A 15,927-nucleotide genomic window follows, 5' to 3' on the forward strand; every position below is an offset into this window, starting at 1 on the left:
CCTTTGGAGTTAGACCCGGCCCAGGGCGTCGATGTCCTCGAGGAACTGCTGGTGGACCTCGTCGCTCACCGTGGTCCGGGTCTCGGCGATGGCGTCGAGGTAGTCCTGCGTCGCGGGGCCCTTCCGGACGGCATCGCGGACGGAGGCGCTGCCGCTGGAGGCCAGCCCGCCGTCGTCGTACACCGCCTTCTCCAGCGCGCGCTGGGACGCGCTCCGGGCCGCGTACTCGATGTCCGCCGGGGAGAAGCCTTCGGTCCGGTCCACCAGCAGCTCCACGTCCACGTCGTCCACCACGGTCGCGGGAATGAACCGCTGCCACATGGCCTCACGGGCCTGCCGGTCGGGCAGGCCGATCGGGATGACGTAGTCGAAGCGGCCGTGGCGCAGGAACGCGGTGTCCAGAGCGCGGATGAAGTTGGTGGCGCAAACCAGCAGCCGGCCGGGCTGTTCGCGGAAGGCCGGAATGATCTTGAGGAGTTCGTTGGTGACACCCTGCAGCGGCGACGGCGGTTCGCCGGAGCGCTGGGAGGCGATCTCCTCCACCTCATCGATGAACACGACGGCGTGCTCCAGCTCGGCGATCTCGAGGAAGGTCTCGCGCAGCGCCCCCGCCAGGCCCTTGGGATCGGACGCCAGCCGGGAGGGGAACACCTCCACGAACGGCCACTCCAGGCGGGAGGCAATCGCCTTCGCGAAGGTGGTCTTGCCGGTGCCGGGAGGGCCAAAGAGGACGACGGCGCGCGGCGGCACCACACCGTACTCGTCGGCGAGGTCGGCCTCGGCCAGCGGCAAAACCAGGCGGCGCTCCAGGAGCTCCTTCTCGTTCCGCATGCCGGCGACGTTCTCCCAGAGGTCGCGGGCCAGGATCCGGCCGCCGAGCTGGCTGAGCGGTTCGAGTTCCTGGCGCTGCACCGGAATCTTCCGCTCGAAATAGCGCAGGTTCTTCTTGAGCACAAAGCCGCGGCCCAGGAACGCCTCCACCCGCGTTTCGGATTCCGGCATGAGGGCGGAGAGCTTGTTCAGCCCGTGCGGCGCCATCCGGTTCTCGACGGCGGCCAGCAGCGAGGTGCCGATCCCGCGGCCGCGGTATTCGGGCAGGGTTGCCAGGAAAACGATCCAGCCCTGGTCGTGGGCGGCGCGGCCGACCGCGGCGCCCACGACCTGATCGCCCTGCACCGCGACGACGGCGTGGTCCTTTTCGCAGGAGGCCAGCACCTCGGAGAGCGCATAGACCGGCTCGACGTTGGTGGCCTTGAGGGACTCCCAGAGGTGCAGGATGCCGTCGAGATCGGCGGAATGGAAATCCCTGATTCGCCAGGTGGTCATGAGGTGTCTCCCGGGTGGTTCGTCGCTGAGCCAGTGTGAGTCTGTCCGTTGAGCATATGCGAACCGCCTGCGGGAGAGGTTGCGGGGACGTTGCGTGACGGGGAAGGCGGAATGCCGGAAGGCTACTCCGGATCTCCGCCGGCGGTCCCTGTGGGCCGGGCCGCCACGAGCGGATAGGGGCCGGTGAACCCGTCGCGGACGGCTGCGATTTCCAGGATGCGGTGCCGGCAGAGACGCCAGCCGAGCATCAGGAGCGGCACGATGACCACGATGGACGCGATGGTCCACGTTCCTACGGGCGAGTCGAACGCCATGAGGATCAGGACCGCCAGGAGGAAGGCAAGCGTGATCCAGCCCGTGACGGGAGCGCCGGGCATCCGGAAAGCGGGCCGGAGCAGTTCCCCCCGGGCTGCGAGCCGGGCAAGCTGCATCTGGCACAGGACGATCATGGCCCAGGTGCAGATGATGCCCAGCGATGCGACGTTCAGGACGATCTCGAAGGCCTCGGCCGGGACCAGGGCGTTGAGGATGACTCCCAGGCCCGCCACGCCGGCGGTCAGGGCGATGCCGCCGTAGGGGACACCGGACTTGTTCATCCGGCCGGCGAACTTCGGCGCGGAACCTGAAACGGACATGGACCGCATGATCCGGCCGGTGGAGTACAGGCCGGCGTTCAGCGAGGACAGTGCCGCGGTCAGGACCACGAGGTTCATGATGGCGTCCACGCCGTCGACGCCGATGGAGCCGAAGAACGTCACGAACGGGCTTTCGCCAGCCTTGTAGGAGCTGTAGGGCAGCAGCAGCGAGAGCAGCACCAGCGAGCCGACGTAGAACACCGCGATGCGGACGATCACCGTGTTGATGGCCCGCGGCATGATTTTTTCCGGGTTTTCCGTCTCGCCGGCGGCGGTGCCGATCAGCTCGATCGAGGCGTAGGCGAACACGACACCCTGCATCACCACGATGGCGGGCAGCAGGCCGTTGGGGAACACGCCGCCGTTGTCCGCGATCAGGCTGAACCCGACCTCCTGGCCGGCGACGGGGGTGCCGAAGATGACGAAGTAGATGCCGACGATCAGGAAGGACACGAGTGCCACGACCTTGATCAGCGCGAACCAGAATTCGAGCTCGCCGAACACCTTGACGCTGATGAGGTTGAGGCCCAGGACCAGGATCAGGGCTGCCAGGGCCCAGGCCCACTGCGGTACGTCCGCGATCGGCGCCCAGTACTTTTTGAAGAAGTTCATGTACAGCGCGACGGCGGTGATGTCCACGATCGCCGTCATGGCCCAGTTCAGCCAGTACAGCCAGCCCGTGACGAACGCGGCCTTCTCGCCGAAGAATTCGCGGGCGTAGGAGACGAACGAGCCCGACGACGGCCGGTGCATCACGAGTTCGCCGAGGGCGCGCAGGATCATGAAGGCGAAAAACCCGCAGACGGCATAGCTGATCGCCAGCGCCGGGCCGGCCGCGGCGAGACGGCCGCCGGCGCCCATGAACAGGCCGGTGCCGATCGCCCCGCCGATCGCGATCATCTGCACCTGCCGGGGTTTCAGGCCCTTGTGGTAACCCTGGTCCTCGGCATGGAGCGCTGCCTCGGAGGCATGGGCATGCGCGGGTATGGTGTGGTCGGTGACGGCCGGATTTGGGGCCGAGCGGTCTCGGGCCGGTTGTTTTTGGGCGCGGGCAGTGTCGGGATAGGTCATGGGGGGTCCTTCGGGGTTCGGAGGGGCGCTACTTGCTGAGGTTCGCGAGGCGCTGCGGGCTGAGGAGGTCGGTGAGCTGCTCGGCGGTGAGCAGTCCGTGTTCAAGCACGAGCTCCGCGACGCCCTTGCCGGTGGCGAGGGCTTCCTGGGCGATGGCAGTGGCGGTGGCGTAGCCGAGGTGCGGGTTGAGGGCGGTGACGAGTCCGATGGACTGTTCCACCGTGAGGCGGAGGTGTTCGGTGTTGGCGGTGATGCCCCGGACGCAGCGGGCCGTGAGGGTGCGGCAGGCGGCTTCCAGGTGCGAGATGCTCTTGTGGAGGCTGTGGACGATGATCGGTTCGAAGGCGTTGAGCTGGAGCTGCCCGGCCTCGGCGGCCATGGTGATGGTGACGTCGTTGCCGATGACCTCGTAGGCCACCTGGCTGACGACTTCGGGGATCACCGGGTTGATCTTGCCCGGCATGATCGAGGAGCCGGACTGCACAGCGGGGAGGTTGATTTCGCCGAAACCGGCGCGCGGGCCGGAGGAGAGTAGCCGCAGGTCGTTGCAGATCTTGGACAGCTTCACGGCGACCCGCTTGAGCACGCCGGAGAGGTGCACAAAGGCGCCGACATCCTGGGTGGCCTCGATCAGGTCCACGGCCGTGACGAGCGGCAGGCCCGTGATGTCGGCGAGGTGCCGGCAGGCGGCCCCGGCGTACCCGGCCGGTGCGTTCAGGCCGGTGCCGATCGCGGTGGCGCCGAGGTTGATTTCGTGGATCAGCAGGTCCGCTTCGGCCAGGCGGAGCCGGTCCTCGCCGATCGTGACGGCGTAGGTGCCGAATTCCTGGCCGAGCGTCATGGGGACGGCATCCTGCAGCTGGGTGCGGCCCATCTTCACCACCGTGCGGAATTCGGCGGCTTTGGCGGCGAAGGCGTCTTCGAGCTCCCCCAGGGCATCGAGGAGTTCCCGGGCGGCGAAGATCGTGCCGAGCTTGACCGCGGTGGGGTAGACGTCGTTCGTGGACTGGCTGAGGTTGACGTGGTCGTTGGGGTGCAGCCGGGAATAGTCGCCCTTCGGGTGGCCGAGGATTTCCAGGGCCCGGTTGGCGATCACCTCGTTGGCGTTCATGTTCGACGACGTCCCGGCACCGCCCTGGATGACGTCCACCACGAACTGCTCGCTGAGCTTGCCGTCCAGGACGTCGGCGCAGGCGTCCTCGATGGCCCGGGCGCGCTCGGCATCGAGGAGGCCGAGTTCGTGGTTTGTGCGGGCGGCGGCCAGCTTCACGGCGGCCAGCCCGCGGACCAGATACATGTTGGACGACAGCGGCTGGCCCGTGATGGGAAAGTTCTCCACGGCGCGCAGGGTGTGCACCCCCCAGTAGGCGTCGGCGGGGACGTCCCGGTCGCCCAGGAGGTCATGTTCGGAGCGGAAGTCTGCGCGTTCGTCGAGCGAGGTCATGGCGGTCCTTACGGGGCTTCGGGGGCGTTGCAGGTTTCGGGGGAAGGGAGGAAGTCGGCGGCCTGCAGCAGCCCGACCGGCCGGCCGCCGCCCAGGACAGTTGCCGCGGCGATGCGCGACAGGGGAGAGGTGTCGACGCCGAGGGCGGCCAGGACGCGCACGGTGACGGGCATCCTGGCGCGGTCCCCGCCGTCGGCGATCTTCACTGCGACGGCGCGGCCGTCGGGCAGGCCCACCAGCTGGACGCCCTCGAAGCCGTCTTTTGCCAGGAGGCCGGGGACCAGGAGCATCAGTTCGGTGACATCCCGGTCCTCGCCCGCGACCATCTCCGGGTGACGCCGCATGGCGCCGGCCACGGCGGCTTCCGCGCTGCCGGATCCCGTGGCCGAGGCCAGCCGGCCGAAGGCGCGGGCCATGCCATGCAGGCTGAGGGCGAAGAGCGGGGTTCCGCAGCCATCGGTGGACGTGCGCTCCGGGTCCTCGCCTGTCAGATCCGCTACGGTCCGGGCCACGAGCTGCTGGAGCGGGTGGGCCGGGTCAAGGTGTCCCGGGACCGGCCAGCCGTTGATGACGCAGGTGGCCGCCATCGCGGCGTGCTTGCCGGAGCAGTTTTGCGCCAGCTGGGTGGACTGCCCGCCGCCGCCGAGCCATTCCTCGCGTTCACGGACGCCGTAAGGGAGGTCGGTGGTGTTCTCGAGGTCTTCCGGGGTCAGCCCATGCAATTCAAGGATGCGCAGCGCGCCGTCGCGGTGGGCGCCGCCCCCGGAGTGGCTGGCGGACGCGAGGGCCAGGAGTTCATCCGGGAGGTCCAGGCCGGCACGGACCATGGCGACGGCCTGCAGCGGCTTGAGGGCGGAGCGCGGGTAGAAGGGGGCGAGGGGCTCGCCGGCGGCCAGGAGGGTCCGCCCGTCCGCTGCGGTGGCGATTGCCGAGCCGTAATGGACGCTCTCGACCAGTCCGTCGCGGGTCTGGACCGCGAGCGGGGCGTGCTGCGGGAGCGTCGCCGTGGCCAGCGGGGTGGGGAGGTGCGCGAGGGCGGGAGAAATCATTGCGTCCTTTGCCGGTGGTGGTTGCTGGTCAAGCCGCTGCCGAATATGCTCTTGCGGGCACGGGCTTGGGCGCCTGCACTTACGTGTTGAGGATCGAGTCGAGGGCAACGCCGACGGCGTGCAGGTGCTGGCTCATGGCGATGCGCGCCGTTGCCGCGTCGCCGGCCTCGATGGCGGCCAGGATGCGCCGGTGCTCCTCGTCGGAGGCGCGCTGGCGGTCCGCCACCATGTTCAGGGTCTCGGACTGGTGGGCCAGGGCTTCCCGGATATCCGCGACGACGTTTTCGAACACCTTGTTCCGGCTGGCCCGCGCGATCAGCGCGTGAAAGCTGGAGTCCAGGCCCACCCACACTTCGGGGTCGTCCTCGGCTGTCATCGCGGCGACGATGTCCCGCATTGTTTCCAGTTCCTCGGGCGAGCGGCGTTCTGCCGCCAGCCCGGCGGCAGGAACCTCGATGTGGGGGCGCGCCTCGGTGAGGTCGCGTGCAGCGTACTGACCGAGGACCAGGTCCTTGGCCACGTGGTCGGCGACCACGAACGTGCCCCGTCCGGTCCTCGTGACGGTCAGCCCCAGCGCGGTGCAGGACCGCAGTGCCTCGCGGACCACGGAGCGGCTCACGCCGTACTGCTGGGCAAGGCTGGCCTCGGAGCTCAGCTTGGCGCCGATGCCGAGCTTGCCCGATTCGATTTCGGAGCGGAGGACATTGAAGACTGCTTCGGCCGCGCTGAGGCGGGCGAGAGGCTGTCCTGCTGTCTGGCTGTCTGACAGGTTCACCCCTAAAATATGGCAGGGGTCACATCCGCGTGTCAAGTGTGACGGCGACCCGGGGGCTAGAGACCCGCGAGCAGGTCCTTCATTTCCTGGATCTCGTCCGTCTGGGAGGCCGCGATGTCCTTGCCCAGCTGGATGGCTTCGGCGTTCTTGCCGCTTCGGACCTCGGCGTTCGCCATTTCGACGGCGCCCTCGTGGTGCGCGATCATCTGGCTGAGGAACAGTTTCGCGGCCTCGGTGCCCTGCGCGGCGTCGAGCTTGGCGAGGTCATCGCCGCTCATCATGCCGGTCATCGAGTGGCCGCCGGGCGCCTGGGTGGGTTCGTTCCAGCCCTTGAGCCAGCCGGTCATCTTCTCGATCTCGGGCGCCTGGGCGGCCTTGATTTTCGTCGCCAGGGCGGTGATCCTGGCGTCGATGCCCTGCTTTGTCAGGATGACGTCGCTCATCTCCACGGCCTGGGCGTGGTGCGGGATCATCCCCTGGACGAACATCGTGTCCGAGCCGTTGTGGTCCGCGGCCGCAGGGACGGCGCTCGGGCCCATGGTGCTGTGGTCCATGCTGGGCATGCTGCTGGCGCCAGTGGAGCAGCCGGCCAGGGCGATAACGGCGGCGAGGGCGGTGGCGGAAATAGTGAGGGTCTTCTTCATGGGAGGTCGTGTCCTTCGTGGATCCGGCGGCGGTGGACGCCGGTGTGGAGTCGCGCGTAGCCGGACAGGCGGTCCGACAGTGCCGCGCTCCAGGGCTGGGCCTCCAGCGGGGTGGTCCCGGGCTGGGGGGCGCTCAAAGGCGCGCCCGCCGACGATGGTGTGCAGGCGACGTGGACCGCTGGCATCTCGGCGGATCCGCCCTGGCAGACGCACGACGGCGGAACCTGGGTTGCGCCGCGGCAGCTGTGGACATCGTCATCCTCCTCCTTCTCAGTCAGGGTTCCGGGCACTTTCACGAATCACTCAGGCTACCTGTCTTCAACGCCTGCCCCCGGGATTGTGTTCCGGCGGCGCAGCCCGGAAACAATTGGCTGACCGGGACAACTATGACAGTATCTGCGTATGAATGCAGATACGCAGGTTGAGGTGGACAGCCCCCACGTGGAGCTGGCCGTTGAGGTGTTCTCCATGCTGGCCGACGCCACGCGTGTCAGGCTGATCCTGGTCCTGGGGGAGGGCGAACTGCCGGTCAACTCGCTGGCGGAGCGCGTGGGGAAACCGGCCTCAGCTGTCTCGCAGCATCTGGCCAAGATGCGGCTGGGCGGCATGGTCGCCACGCGGCAGGAAGGCACCAAAGTCTTCTACCGGCTGCAGAATGAGCACGCCCGCCAGCTGGTGATGGATGCTATCCACCAGGCCGAGCACGCGCTCGGCACTGCCCCGCGGCACGGCGCATGAACCGCCCGTCGGATGCCGTCGACGAACACAGCCACGGCGACGGCCATGAGCACAGCCACGACGGCGGCCACTTCCATGACCATGACCACGACCACGGTCCGAACGGCCATGACCACAACCCGCATGACCACGGCCACACCCACCCCCACACGCACGCCACCGGCCTGAAGGGCTGGCTCCAGTCGGTCTTCGTCCCGCACTCGCACGACGCTGCGGACTCCATCGATGAGGCGCTCGAATCCAGCGCCCAGGGCATCCGCGCGGTCAAGGTCTCCCTGCTTGGCCTCGGCGCCACCTCGCTCTTCCAGCTGGTGATCGTGCTGATCAGCGGCTCCGTGGCGCTGCTGGCCGACACCGTGCACAATTTCTCCGACGCCCTGACGGCAGTCCCGCTGTGGATCGCGTTCCTGCTGGGCCGCCGCAAGGCCACCCGGTCATACACCTACGGCTTCGGCCGGGCCGAGGACCTCGCCGGGCTGTTCATCGTGGCGATGATTGCCCTCTCCGCCGTGGTTGCCGCCGCCGAATCGATCCGCCGCTTCTTCGAACCGCAGCCCGTGCACAACCTCGGCTGGGTCCTCGCCGCAGGGCTGGTGGGCTTCGCCGGCAACGAACTCGTCGCGATCTACCGGATCCGCATCGGCCGGCGGATCGGTTCCGCAGCCCTGGTGGCCGACGGCATCCACGCCCGGACGGACGGCTTCACCTCGCTGGCCGTCGTCGCCGGCGTCATCGGCATCTGGCTCGGCTTCCCGCTCGCGGACCCGATCGTGGGCCTGCTGATTTCCGCCGCCATCGTCGTCCTCCTGTGGGGCACCGTGCGCGACGTCGGACGCCGGCTGATGGACGGCGTCGACCCTGGGCTGACCCGGCGGGTCGAGGCCGTCGTCGCGGAACACTCCCGTTCCGGCGGCACCGCCCGGATGCGCTGGTCCGGCCACCGGCTGCACGTCGAGATCACCGTGCCGATCCCGACGGACGCGCACCTGGTGGAGCTCGCCTCGGTGACGGCCAATCTGGAACGCGGGGTCCGGCGGGCCCTCCCGCACGTCGGATCGGTGACGATTGTGCCCGACTTCGCCGCGGACGAGCCGGCGCGGACCGGCTAGATCCCCAGGGTGTCGAGGCTCTGCTGCAGCGTTTCCGCCGAGTGGTGCAGCGAGGCGAGTTCGCCGTCGTCCATGGGGGTATCCAGGACCGCGCGGACCCCGCCGTGCCCGACGACGCTGGGCAGGGACAGCGCCACCCCGGTGATTCCGTACTGGCCGTCCAGCACCGTGGACACCGGCAGCACCGCGTTTTCCGCGCGCAGCAGGGCCTCCACGATGCGTGCGCCGGAGAGGCCGATCGCGTAGTTCGTGGCGCCCTTGCCCGCAATCACCTTGTAGGCCGCCTGCGTGACTTCCTGCGCGGTTTCGGCGAGGTACCCGGGGGTGAAGACGCGAACGCCGTCGACCGTCCAGTTTCGGATCGGGACCGGCCCGATCGTGGCGCCGGACCAGATGGGGAACTCGGTGTCGCCGTGCTCGCCCACCATGCTGGCGTGCACGCTGGTCAGGGAGACCCCGGCCTTGCGCGCCAGCAGCCAGCGCAGCCGGGACGTATCGAGCACGGTGCCGGAGGAAAAGATGCGCGAGGAGGGCAGGCCGGAGATTTTCTGTGCCGCGACGGTCAGTACATCGCAGGGGTTGGTCACCAGGACGTAGACGGCGTCCGGGGCGTGCTTCAGCAGCTGTGGCATGAGCTGTTCCAGGATGCGGACGTTGGTGCCGGCCAGGTCCAGCCGCGTCTGACCCGGTGCCTGTTTGGCCCCGGCGGTGATGACGACGACGTCGGCGCCTTCCGTCGCGGAAATGTCCCCGCCGCCCGTGACGGTTGCCGCGGCGGCAGCGAACTGGGTGCCGTGGGCCAGGTCCAGCACCTCGGCCTCGGCCTTGGTGGCATTGACGTCGAAGAGTGCGACGTTGCTGGCTGAGCCCCGGATCAGGGCGGCGTAGGCGAGGGACGTGCCGACGCTGCCGGCGCCGACTATTGCGAGTTTTGAGCCGGGACTCTGGGACATGGGCTGTCTTCTTTCCTTCTCAGACGGCGGGCGGAGCGACAGTGCCGGCGATTTCGCCGCCGTCGATCACAAATTCGGCGCCCGTAATGTAGGAGGACTCGTCGCCCGCCAGAAACACCGCCAGGTCCGCGACCTCGGTGGGTTGTCCGATCCGGTGCAGGGGGACATGTCCGGTGTCGAACGTCATTCCTGCCGTCATGGGCGTCTCGATGACACCGGGATGGACCGAATTGACCCGGATGCCGGAGCCGCCGAGGTCCAGGGCGGCACTCTTGGTCAGCCCGCGGACGCCGAACTTCGAGGCCGTGTAGCCCGAGAGGTTCTCGTAGCCCCGGAGTCCCGCGATGGAGGAAACGTTGATGATCGAGGAGGCGGCCGCGCTCGCCATGGCCGGGGCGGCGGCTTTGATGCCGTTGAAGACGCCGGTGAGGTTCACATCGATGATCCGGGCCCACTGCTCGTGCGGATACTCGTCGATCCGGCCGAAACTCACGATTCCCGCATTGTTGACCAGGACGCTGAGGCTGCCGAACGCGGTCACGGCCTCGCTGACTGCTGCGTCCCAGTCCGCAGGCTGCGTCACGTCCAGGCGGACATACCGGGCCCCGTCGCCGAGCCGGGCGGCCAGTTGGCGGCCGTCGTCGTCTAGGACATCGCCCACGACGACTTTCGCGCCCTCGTCGAGGAATCGTTGCGCGATGGCCGCGCCGATGCCCCGGGCGCCGCCGCTGACCAGGGCCACCTTGCCGTCCAACCGTCCCATAGCTGAGTCCTTTGCGGGAGCGAGCCTCACCAAGGACGCGGCCGTCCGGGCTCGACTCAAGCTCACCAAGCACCGCCCGGCTTCGGCAGGGCCGTTGGACCCTACGGGGACTAAGAGACCGGACGACGACGGCGGCGGATCCGCCGCCGTGCGCCGGCGGATCAGAGGTGCTGGATGCCTGCCCGCTGCATGGCGTCCTTGTAGACCTCGACGTTCTTGCTCAGGAGTTCCTCTTGCTTGGCGGCGGAGACGGCGAAGGCGCGGCCACCCAGGGCGGTGGCCTTGTAGATCTTGACCCCGCGGTTTTTCAGGGACGAGTGGTAGGTCTTCTCGAACAGTGTCAGGAACGCGTGGGCGTCGGCGCCGTGGGCGATGACGGCGGAGACGCGTTTGTTGATCTTGAGGAACTGGCGGAACGGCCGCAGCCCGTCCGTCTTCTCCTGGACGTTCAGCGCGGACGGGAGTTCGGGATCGCGGACCCAGGGGTAGGCGTTCCACGGCATCACGTAGCGGGGGTCGAGCTCGACGGCCTCGTAGATGGAGGTGGCGCGGCGGGCGGCCTCGTCGTCGTTGAAGTGGGAAACGAAGCCCGATTCGGTGCCCTTGCCCGGGGCGATGTGGAGGCTGACGATCCGGCACTCGTCCTCGTCATGGACGGGATCGATGTAGGGGACAACCGACCCCGGCTTCTTTTCCATCAGTTCGTCGCAAAGCTGCGTTACGGCGGCGATGTTCGGTTCCTGCAGCAGGGTCTTCTTTTCGTCCCAGTCAATCGTCACGATTTCTCCCTCAGCACTCGGCGTCCAGAATCAGGCGTCTGGTTCCACTCTACGCTTTCGGGCGCTGGGGCGTTTTTTCGGGCTTTGGAAGAGGCGACGGACCCCTAGTCACGCCGATTGGGCGGGCGTACGCTTAAAGCGCCTGCAGGTAACCACTTGATTAAGCCGGGTCGTTCTGGACATGAAAATGTCCGAGCCGTCTCATAGCGAGATCGCGAAGGTACCTGCAGGCCTTGCGTTTAACCAGAATCCTCGCCAACCTCTGGCCCCGCCCCACCGCCACGGGCATGATGGAACCGATCCCAGGTCCCCTCTTCCGCCGGGGCGCTCAACGCCCGCCGGGACGACCCCCGAAAGCAGGCAAGGCGTGAATTCAGAAGCGATGGAACGGGCCCGTGAAGTCGAGGCGCAGCTGACGGACGAGGAGCGCTTTTCACTCCTCATCAGCGTCATGGGCACCAACGAGGTACTCACGGACAAGGACCCGCGCATCCCGGACGGCGTCCCGATGAGCGCCGGCTACACGCCCGGGATCCCGCGGCTTGGCATCCCCGCCCTCCTGATGAGCGACGCCAGCCTGGGCGTCACCAACCCGGGCTACCGGGAGGGGGACACCGCCACCGCGCTCCCGGCATCCATCGCCCTGGGGGCGAGCTTCAACCCCGGGCTCGCACGTCGATCCGGGCAAATGGTGGGCAGGGAGGCCCGGAGCAAAGGGCTCAACGTCCAGCTCGCCGGCGGACTCAACCTGCACCGCGACCCCCGCAACGGCCGGAACTTCGAGTACCTCTCCGAGGACCCCTGGCTCACCGGAGTCCTCGGCGCGGAGTCGGTCCGGGGCATCCAGGGCGAGCAGGTCATCTCCACCGTCAAGCACTTTTCGCTGAACTGCAACGAAACCAACCGGCACTGGCTGGACGCCGTCATCGACCCGGCCGCCCACCGGGAATCCGACCTGCTCGCGTTCGAGATCGCCATCGAACGCGCCCGGCCCGGCTCGGTCATGACCGGCTACAACAAGATCAACGGCACCTACGCGGGCGGCAACGAGGCGCTGCTGCAGGGCATCCTGAAAGGCGCCTGGGGCTTCCCCGGCTGGGTGATGTCCGACTGGGGCGCGACGCCGAGCTGGGACTTCGCGCTGCGCGGCCAGGACCAGGAATCCGGCGCGCAGATCGACGTGATGATGTGGGGACAGGAGACCTTCACCGCACCCCTGCGCGCCGCCTACGCGGCGGGTGAATTCCCCAAGGAACGCCTGTCCGGGATGGTGCAGCGCATCCTCTACGCCATCTTCGACGTCGGCATTGACCGCTGGGAGAAAACGCCCGACGTCGACCTGCCCGCCCATGCCGACATCGCCCTGGAGACGGCGCGGCAGGGGATTGTCCTGCTCAAGAACGACGGCGTGCTCCCGCTGGCGGCGCCGTCTCCTGCCGGCGCGCCCCTCACGATCGCGATCATCGGAGGACAGGCCCAGCTTGGCGTGCCCACCGGCTGCGGTTCCAGCGCCGTCACCCCGCCCGGCGGCTACGCCGAGATCCACACGGTCGGCGGCCCCGGCATCATGGGCAGCATGCGGAACCTGTACCTGCTGCCCTCCTCGCCGCTGGCGGAACTGCAGAAGCTGCTGCCCGGCGCCGAGATCGAATACGACCCCGGGATGAGCACGGCCGAGGCGGCACTGCTGGCACGCCGTTGTGACGTCGCCATCGTTTTCGGGATCCGCGTGGAGGGCGAAGGCTACGACAACGCGGACCTGTCCCTGCCGTGGGGCCAGGACGCCGTGATCGAGGCGGTCGCGGACGCCAGCCCGAACACCGTCGTCGTCCTCGAGACCGGCAACCCGGTGGTGATGCCGTGGCTGCCGAAGGTCCGGGCCGTCCTGGCGGCCTGGTACCCCGGCCAGTGCGGCGGGCAGGCGATCGCCGAAATCCTCACCGGCGCCACCAATCCGTCCGGGAAACTCCCGCTGACCTTCCCGACCGGTCTGCACCAGACACCGCGACCGGAGCTGCCGGGCCTCGGCACACCGTGGGGCACCCCGACGACGATCCACTACAACGAGGGATCTGACGTCGGCTACCGCTGGTTCGCGAAGACCGGGCAGGAACCTCTCTTCCCCTTTGGCCACGGGCTCAGCTATACCCGGTTCGGCTACGCGGACCTCACCGTGCAGGACCGCGGCGGGGTGCGGGCCGGGTTCACCGTCACCAATGCGGGGCCGCGCCGCGGGGCCGACGTGCCCCAGCTCTACCTCCTCGAGGATCCAGCAGGCCCCCGGATGCGGCTGCTTGGCTTCGAGCGCGTGGACCTCGAACCCGGGGAATCACGGACCGTCACGCTTGATGTGGATCCGCGGCTGCTGGCGTCCTACGACACCGGCCGCGGGCAGTGGCACACTCCGCGTGGCAGCTACCGCCTGGCGCTCGGGCATTCGGCCGGCAACTACACCCTGGAGGCCGACGTGGCCCTGGCCGAGGCGTGGTTTGGGCGGTAGCCGGTCGCTGCCTCCTCCGTCAGGCAGGGCGGCTGCGTTCCACGGCCATTTGTTCACGGTGCGGGTGTTGGTCAGGCTGCCGGGTGTTCGTTTAGGCCGCCCGTTGGCGTTGCTTTCGGGCTTGGTGGAGGTCGTTGGCTCTGCTGCGGCGTTGGCGGCGGTGGCTCGGGGTTTTTGCCACGGCCAGGTCCGGTTCCACGTGACGGGCAGGGGTTCCCGGCGGTGGCGGTGCGGTGGAGTGGTAGGTGTGGCCGGTGGGGGTGGTGACGTCGAGGGTGTGCCGTGGGCCGGGGCGTGGACTGGAGGTCCAGCCGGGAAGTTCTTTGGTGTGGTTGCAGGCTTCGCAGAGCCCGGCCCCGTTGTTCCGGGTGGTGGTGCCGTTGTGGTGCCAGGGGATGATGTGGTCGAAGTGGCGGATGGGGGCGTCGCAGTAGGGGGTGCGGCAGGTGTCGTCGCGGGCGGTGAGGAAGCGGCGGAGCCCTGGCGGGAAGAGCCGGGCGCGGGAGTCCATGGCGGTGAGGTCGCCGGTGCCGGGGGCGGTGTAGAGCCGGCGGAGCCAGACATGCAGTTCCCGGCCGCTGGCAGTGTCACCGGCTGTGTCGCCGACGTTGCCGCCGGGGTTGGTGAGCATGTCGCGGGCCCAGCCGGCGGGGACGATGCCGTAGCCGGGGAGGCGGGCTGGTTCGGTGTCGCCCTGGAAGAGGGTGCGGTCGGTCATGACGAGCTGGATCTCGATCCCGCTGATCCCGCCCGGAGTCCCGGTGGTGCGTTCGACCAGGGCGTCGGCCATGAGTTGGCCGCGGGTGCGGGGGTCCCCGGTGTTGCGGAGGGTGTCGGCGTGCCGGGTGAGGCCGGCGTACACGGCGACACCCTGCGCGACGGGGAGCAGGGCGGTGAGGTAGCACATGGTGTCCGGGGCCGGGCGGAGGCTGACGTGCCGTTCGGTGGCGGCGTGGCTGGCCCGCTGGGTGACCGAACGCGGATCCCGGCGGTAGGCGGCGGCCCTGGCCGCGGCAATGATCTTCCGGTCCCCGGCGCCGTCGAACGTCCCGGCATCGGGGGCGAGCTCTTCGTCGACGGCGGCCCGGTCCGCCGCGGACAGGCACGCGGTTTCCTTCACCAAAAGGGTCGCCCGCCATTCGTTGAGCTGCCCGGCCTCCAGTGCGGCGAGGGTGTGGGGCATTTCGGTGACGAGGGCTTTGGCCAGGCCCAGGAGCCGGCCGCCCTTGGCCGGGGATTCCCGCCGGGCCAGGGCGATCTGCGCGCCGACGCCGGTGCCGAGCTCCGCCGCGGGCATCCCGGCGTCGGCCTGTTCGCGGCGCTGGAGCAGGTCGAAGGCGACGGACAGACGGGCCTGGCGGGCGGACAGGGCAGACTTTCGGTCTTCCAGGGTCCGGATTTCAGCAATCAAAAGCGCACCGTCCAGCTCAGGCACGTCCCCGGACGGCCGGCCAGCGGCCAGCGACCGGGCCACATCCATGACCGTCACCTGTTCTGGCTGAGCCACTTCGGGCCCCTGCTCGCCGTCCATGGAATCACGCTATCGGGCACCTGAGACATTTAAGGCGGCCTCGCAGCCGTGCATCCGTAAGCTGTGAAGGAACGCCCAGTGCCCCGACCCAAGGAACCCATGCCGATCAACAGACAGTCACTGAAGCAGGACGGGTTCACCGGGTTCCGGCCGCTCGGGGACCTTGACATCAACCGGATCCCGCAGAAGCCGGGCATCTTCGCGGTGCTGCAGCCCGAGGGCTTCCGCCCGCAGTTCCTGGCCAGGAGCACGGCAGGCATCTTCAAGAAGAAGGACCCGACCCTGAAGGCGGACGCGCTCGCTGCCGAATGGGTCGACGGCGCCGACGTTCTCTATGTGGGCAAGGCCGGCCCCGGGAGCAAGGGCAACCGCGGGCTGCGGCGGCAGATCCAGGAGTTCGTCGACTTCGGCAAAGGCAAGCCGCCGGGCCACTGGGACGGCCGGCTGATCTGGCAGCTTGCCGCGGCCGGCTCGCTGATCGTTGCGTGGAAAGAGCTGCCCGTTGAGCGGCTCAGCGCGGCCGAAGCCGGCTACCACGCCGCGTTCGTGGAGGACCACGGCCGGCTGCCGTTCGCCAACCTGGTCCAGTCGCGGGTCAATGCAGGCTGAT

At 68.8% G+C, this 15,927-nt stretch carries 15 protein-coding genes; 4 read left to right on the forward strand and 11 right to left on the reverse strand.

Annotation, left to right across the window (positions count from 1 at the left end):
- Positions 1-9 precede the first annotated feature (9 nt).
- The 7 genes from ABIC21_RS16880 to ABIC21_RS16910 form a co-directional block, all read right to left on the reverse strand.
- On the reverse strand, positions 10-1,326 hold the full coding sequence (locus tag ABIC21_RS16880; RefSeq protein WP_354351538.1) for an ATP-binding protein: 1,317 nt from the start codon (positions 1,324-1,326) through the stop codon (positions 10-12).
- Between the two features lie 122 nt (positions 1,327-1,448).
- Entirely contained in the window at positions 1,449-3,032 is a 1,584-nt protein-coding gene (locus ABIC21_RS16885; RefSeq protein ID WP_354351539.1) for an amino acid permease, read from the reverse strand.
- Between the two features lie 28 nt (positions 3,033-3,060).
- Positions 3,061-4,476, reverse strand: a complete 1,416-nt coding sequence (locus tag ABIC21_RS16890; RefSeq protein ID WP_354351540.1) for an aspartate ammonia-lyase — start codon at positions 4,474-4,476, stop codon at positions 3,061-3,063.
- Positions 4,477-4,484: 8 nt separating this feature from the next.
- The gene (locus tag ABIC21_RS16895) at positions 4,485-5,525 is read right to left on the reverse strand and encodes an asparaginase (RefSeq protein ID WP_354351541.1); all 1,041 of its coding nucleotides are present in this window, start codon (positions 5,523-5,525) and stop codon (positions 4,485-4,487) included.
- Positions 5,526-5,604: 79 nt separating this feature from the next.
- Positions 5,605-6,300, reverse strand: a complete 696-nt coding sequence (locus ABIC21_RS16900) for a FadR/GntR family transcriptional regulator (RefSeq protein ID WP_354351542.1) — start codon at positions 6,298-6,300, stop codon at positions 5,605-5,607.
- Positions 6,301-6,356: 56 nt separating this feature from the next.
- Positions 6,357-6,944 (reverse strand): DUF305 domain-containing protein, encoded by a 588-nt coding sequence (locus ABIC21_RS16905; RefSeq protein ID WP_354351543.1) that lies wholly within the window; start codon positions 6,942-6,944, stop codon positions 6,357-6,359.
- Positions 6,941-7,240, reverse strand: coding sequence for a hypothetical protein (locus ABIC21_RS16910; protein WP_354351544.1), 300 nt, complete (start codon positions 7,238-7,240; stop codon positions 6,941-6,943). The genes ABIC21_RS16905 and ABIC21_RS16910 overlap by 4 nt, the downstream gene beginning before the upstream one ends.
- 106 nt (positions 7,241-7,346) lie before the next feature.
- On the opposite strand from ABIC21_RS16910, the gene ABIC21_RS16915 reads away from it, so the two are divergent.
- Together ABIC21_RS16915 and ABIC21_RS16920 are read left to right on the forward strand one after the other, a co-directional pair.
- A complete protein-coding gene (locus tag ABIC21_RS16915) occupies positions 7,347-7,682 on the forward strand; it encodes an ArsR/SmtB family transcription factor (protein ID WP_354351545.1) in 336 nt (111 codons plus the stop codon).
- Positions 7,679-8,791 carry a cation diffusion facilitator family transporter gene (locus ABIC21_RS16920; RefSeq protein WP_354351546.1) on the forward strand — a complete coding sequence of 371 codons (1,113 nt, stop codon included), beginning with the start codon at positions 7,679-7,681 and terminating at the stop codon, positions 8,789-8,791. Before ABIC21_RS16915 ends, ABIC21_RS16920 begins: the two co-directional genes overlap by 4 nt.
- Here ABIC21_RS16920 and ABIC21_RS16925 read toward each other — a convergent pair.
- The 3 genes from ABIC21_RS16925 to ABIC21_RS16935 form a co-directional block, all read right to left on the reverse strand.
- The gene (locus tag ABIC21_RS16925) at positions 8,788-9,744 is read right to left on the reverse strand and encodes an L-lactate dehydrogenase (RefSeq protein ID WP_354351547.1); all 957 of its coding nucleotides are present in this window, start codon (positions 9,742-9,744) and stop codon (positions 8,788-8,790) included. The genes ABIC21_RS16920 and ABIC21_RS16925 overlap by 4 nt on opposite strands.
- A 19-nt stretch (positions 9,745-9,763) precedes the next feature.
- A complete protein-coding gene (locus tag ABIC21_RS16930) occupies positions 9,764-10,507 on the reverse strand; it encodes a glucose 1-dehydrogenase (protein ID WP_354351548.1) in 744 nt (247 codons plus the stop codon).
- A gap of 161 nt (positions 10,508-10,668) precedes the next feature.
- Positions 10,669-11,286, reverse strand: a complete 618-nt coding sequence (locus tag ABIC21_RS16935; RefSeq protein ID WP_354351549.1) for a uracil-DNA glycosylase family protein — start codon at positions 11,284-11,286, stop codon at positions 10,669-10,671.
- A gap of 367 nt (positions 11,287-11,653) precedes the next feature.
- Between ABIC21_RS16935 and ABIC21_RS16940 the strand changes: the two genes are divergently transcribed.
- Positions 11,654-13,786, forward strand: a complete 2,133-nt coding sequence (locus ABIC21_RS16940; RefSeq protein WP_354351550.1) for a glycoside hydrolase family 3 C-terminal domain-containing protein — start codon at positions 11,654-11,656, stop codon at positions 13,784-13,786.
- Between the two features lie 91 nt (positions 13,787-13,877).
- Here ABIC21_RS16940 and ABIC21_RS16945 read toward each other — a convergent pair whose 3' ends face one another.
- Positions 13,878-15,317, reverse strand: a complete 1,440-nt coding sequence (locus tag ABIC21_RS16945) for an HNH endonuclease (RefSeq protein ID WP_502936019.1) — start codon at positions 15,315-15,317, stop codon at positions 13,878-13,880.
- Between the two features lie 99 nt (positions 15,318-15,416).
- Here ABIC21_RS16945 and ABIC21_RS16950 point away from each other — a divergent pair, with 99 nt between their 5' ends.
- On the forward strand, positions 15,417-15,926 hold the full coding sequence (locus ABIC21_RS16950; RefSeq protein ID WP_354351551.1) for a hypothetical protein: 510 nt from the start codon (positions 15,417-15,419) through the stop codon (positions 15,924-15,926).
- Position 15,927 lies beyond the last annotated feature (1 nt).

The organism is Pseudarthrobacter sp. PvP090, assembly GCF_040547365.1.
In the GTDB taxonomy this organism is placed as follows: Bacteria; Actinomycetota; Actinomycetes; order Actinomycetales; family Micrococcaceae; genus Arthrobacter.

Bases quoted from the DNA above. Each gene is read 5' to 3' on its own strand.
- ABIC21_RS16950 (WP_354351551.1), top strand. From the start codon at position 15,417: ATGCCGATCAACAGACAGTCACTGAAGCAGGACGGGTTCACCGGGTTC.
- ABIC21_RS16930 (WP_354351548.1), bottom strand. From the start codon at position 10,507: ATGGGACGGTTGGACGGCAAGGTGGCCCTGGTCAGCGGCGGCGCCCGG.
- ABIC21_RS16925 (WP_354351547.1), bottom strand. From the start codon at position 9,744: ATGTCCCAGAGTCCCGGCTCAAAACTCGCAATAGTCGGCGCCGGCAGC.
- ABIC21_RS16895 (WP_354351541.1), bottom strand. From the start codon at position 5,525: ATGATTTCTCCCGCCCTCGCGCACCTCCCCACCCCGCTGGCCACGGCG.
- ABIC21_RS16915 (WP_354351545.1), top strand. From the start codon at position 7,347: ATGAATGCAGATACGCAGGTTGAGGTGGACAGCCCCCACGTGGAGCTG.
- ABIC21_RS16905 (WP_354351543.1), bottom strand. From the start codon at position 6,944: ATGAAGAAGACCCTCACTATTTCCGCCACCGCCCTCGCCGCCGTTATC.
- ABIC21_RS16880 (WP_354351538.1), bottom strand. From the start codon at position 1,326: ATGACCACCTGGCGAATCAGGGATTTCCATTCCGCCGATCTCGACGGC.
- ABIC21_RS16885 (WP_354351539.1), bottom strand. From the start codon at position 3,032: ATGACCTATCCCGACACTGCCCGCGCCCAAAAACAACCGGCCCGAGAC.
- ABIC21_RS16945 (WP_502936019.1), bottom strand. From the start codon at position 15,317: ATGGACGGCGAGCAGGGGCCCGAAGTGGCTCAGCCAGAACAGGTGACG.
- ABIC21_RS16890 (WP_354351540.1), bottom strand. From the start codon at position 4,476: ATGACCTCGCTCGACGAACGCGCAGACTTCCGCTCCGAACATGACCTC.
- ABIC21_RS16920 (WP_354351546.1), top strand. From the start codon at position 7,679: ATGAACCGCCCGTCGGATGCCGTCGACGAACACAGCCACGGCGACGGC.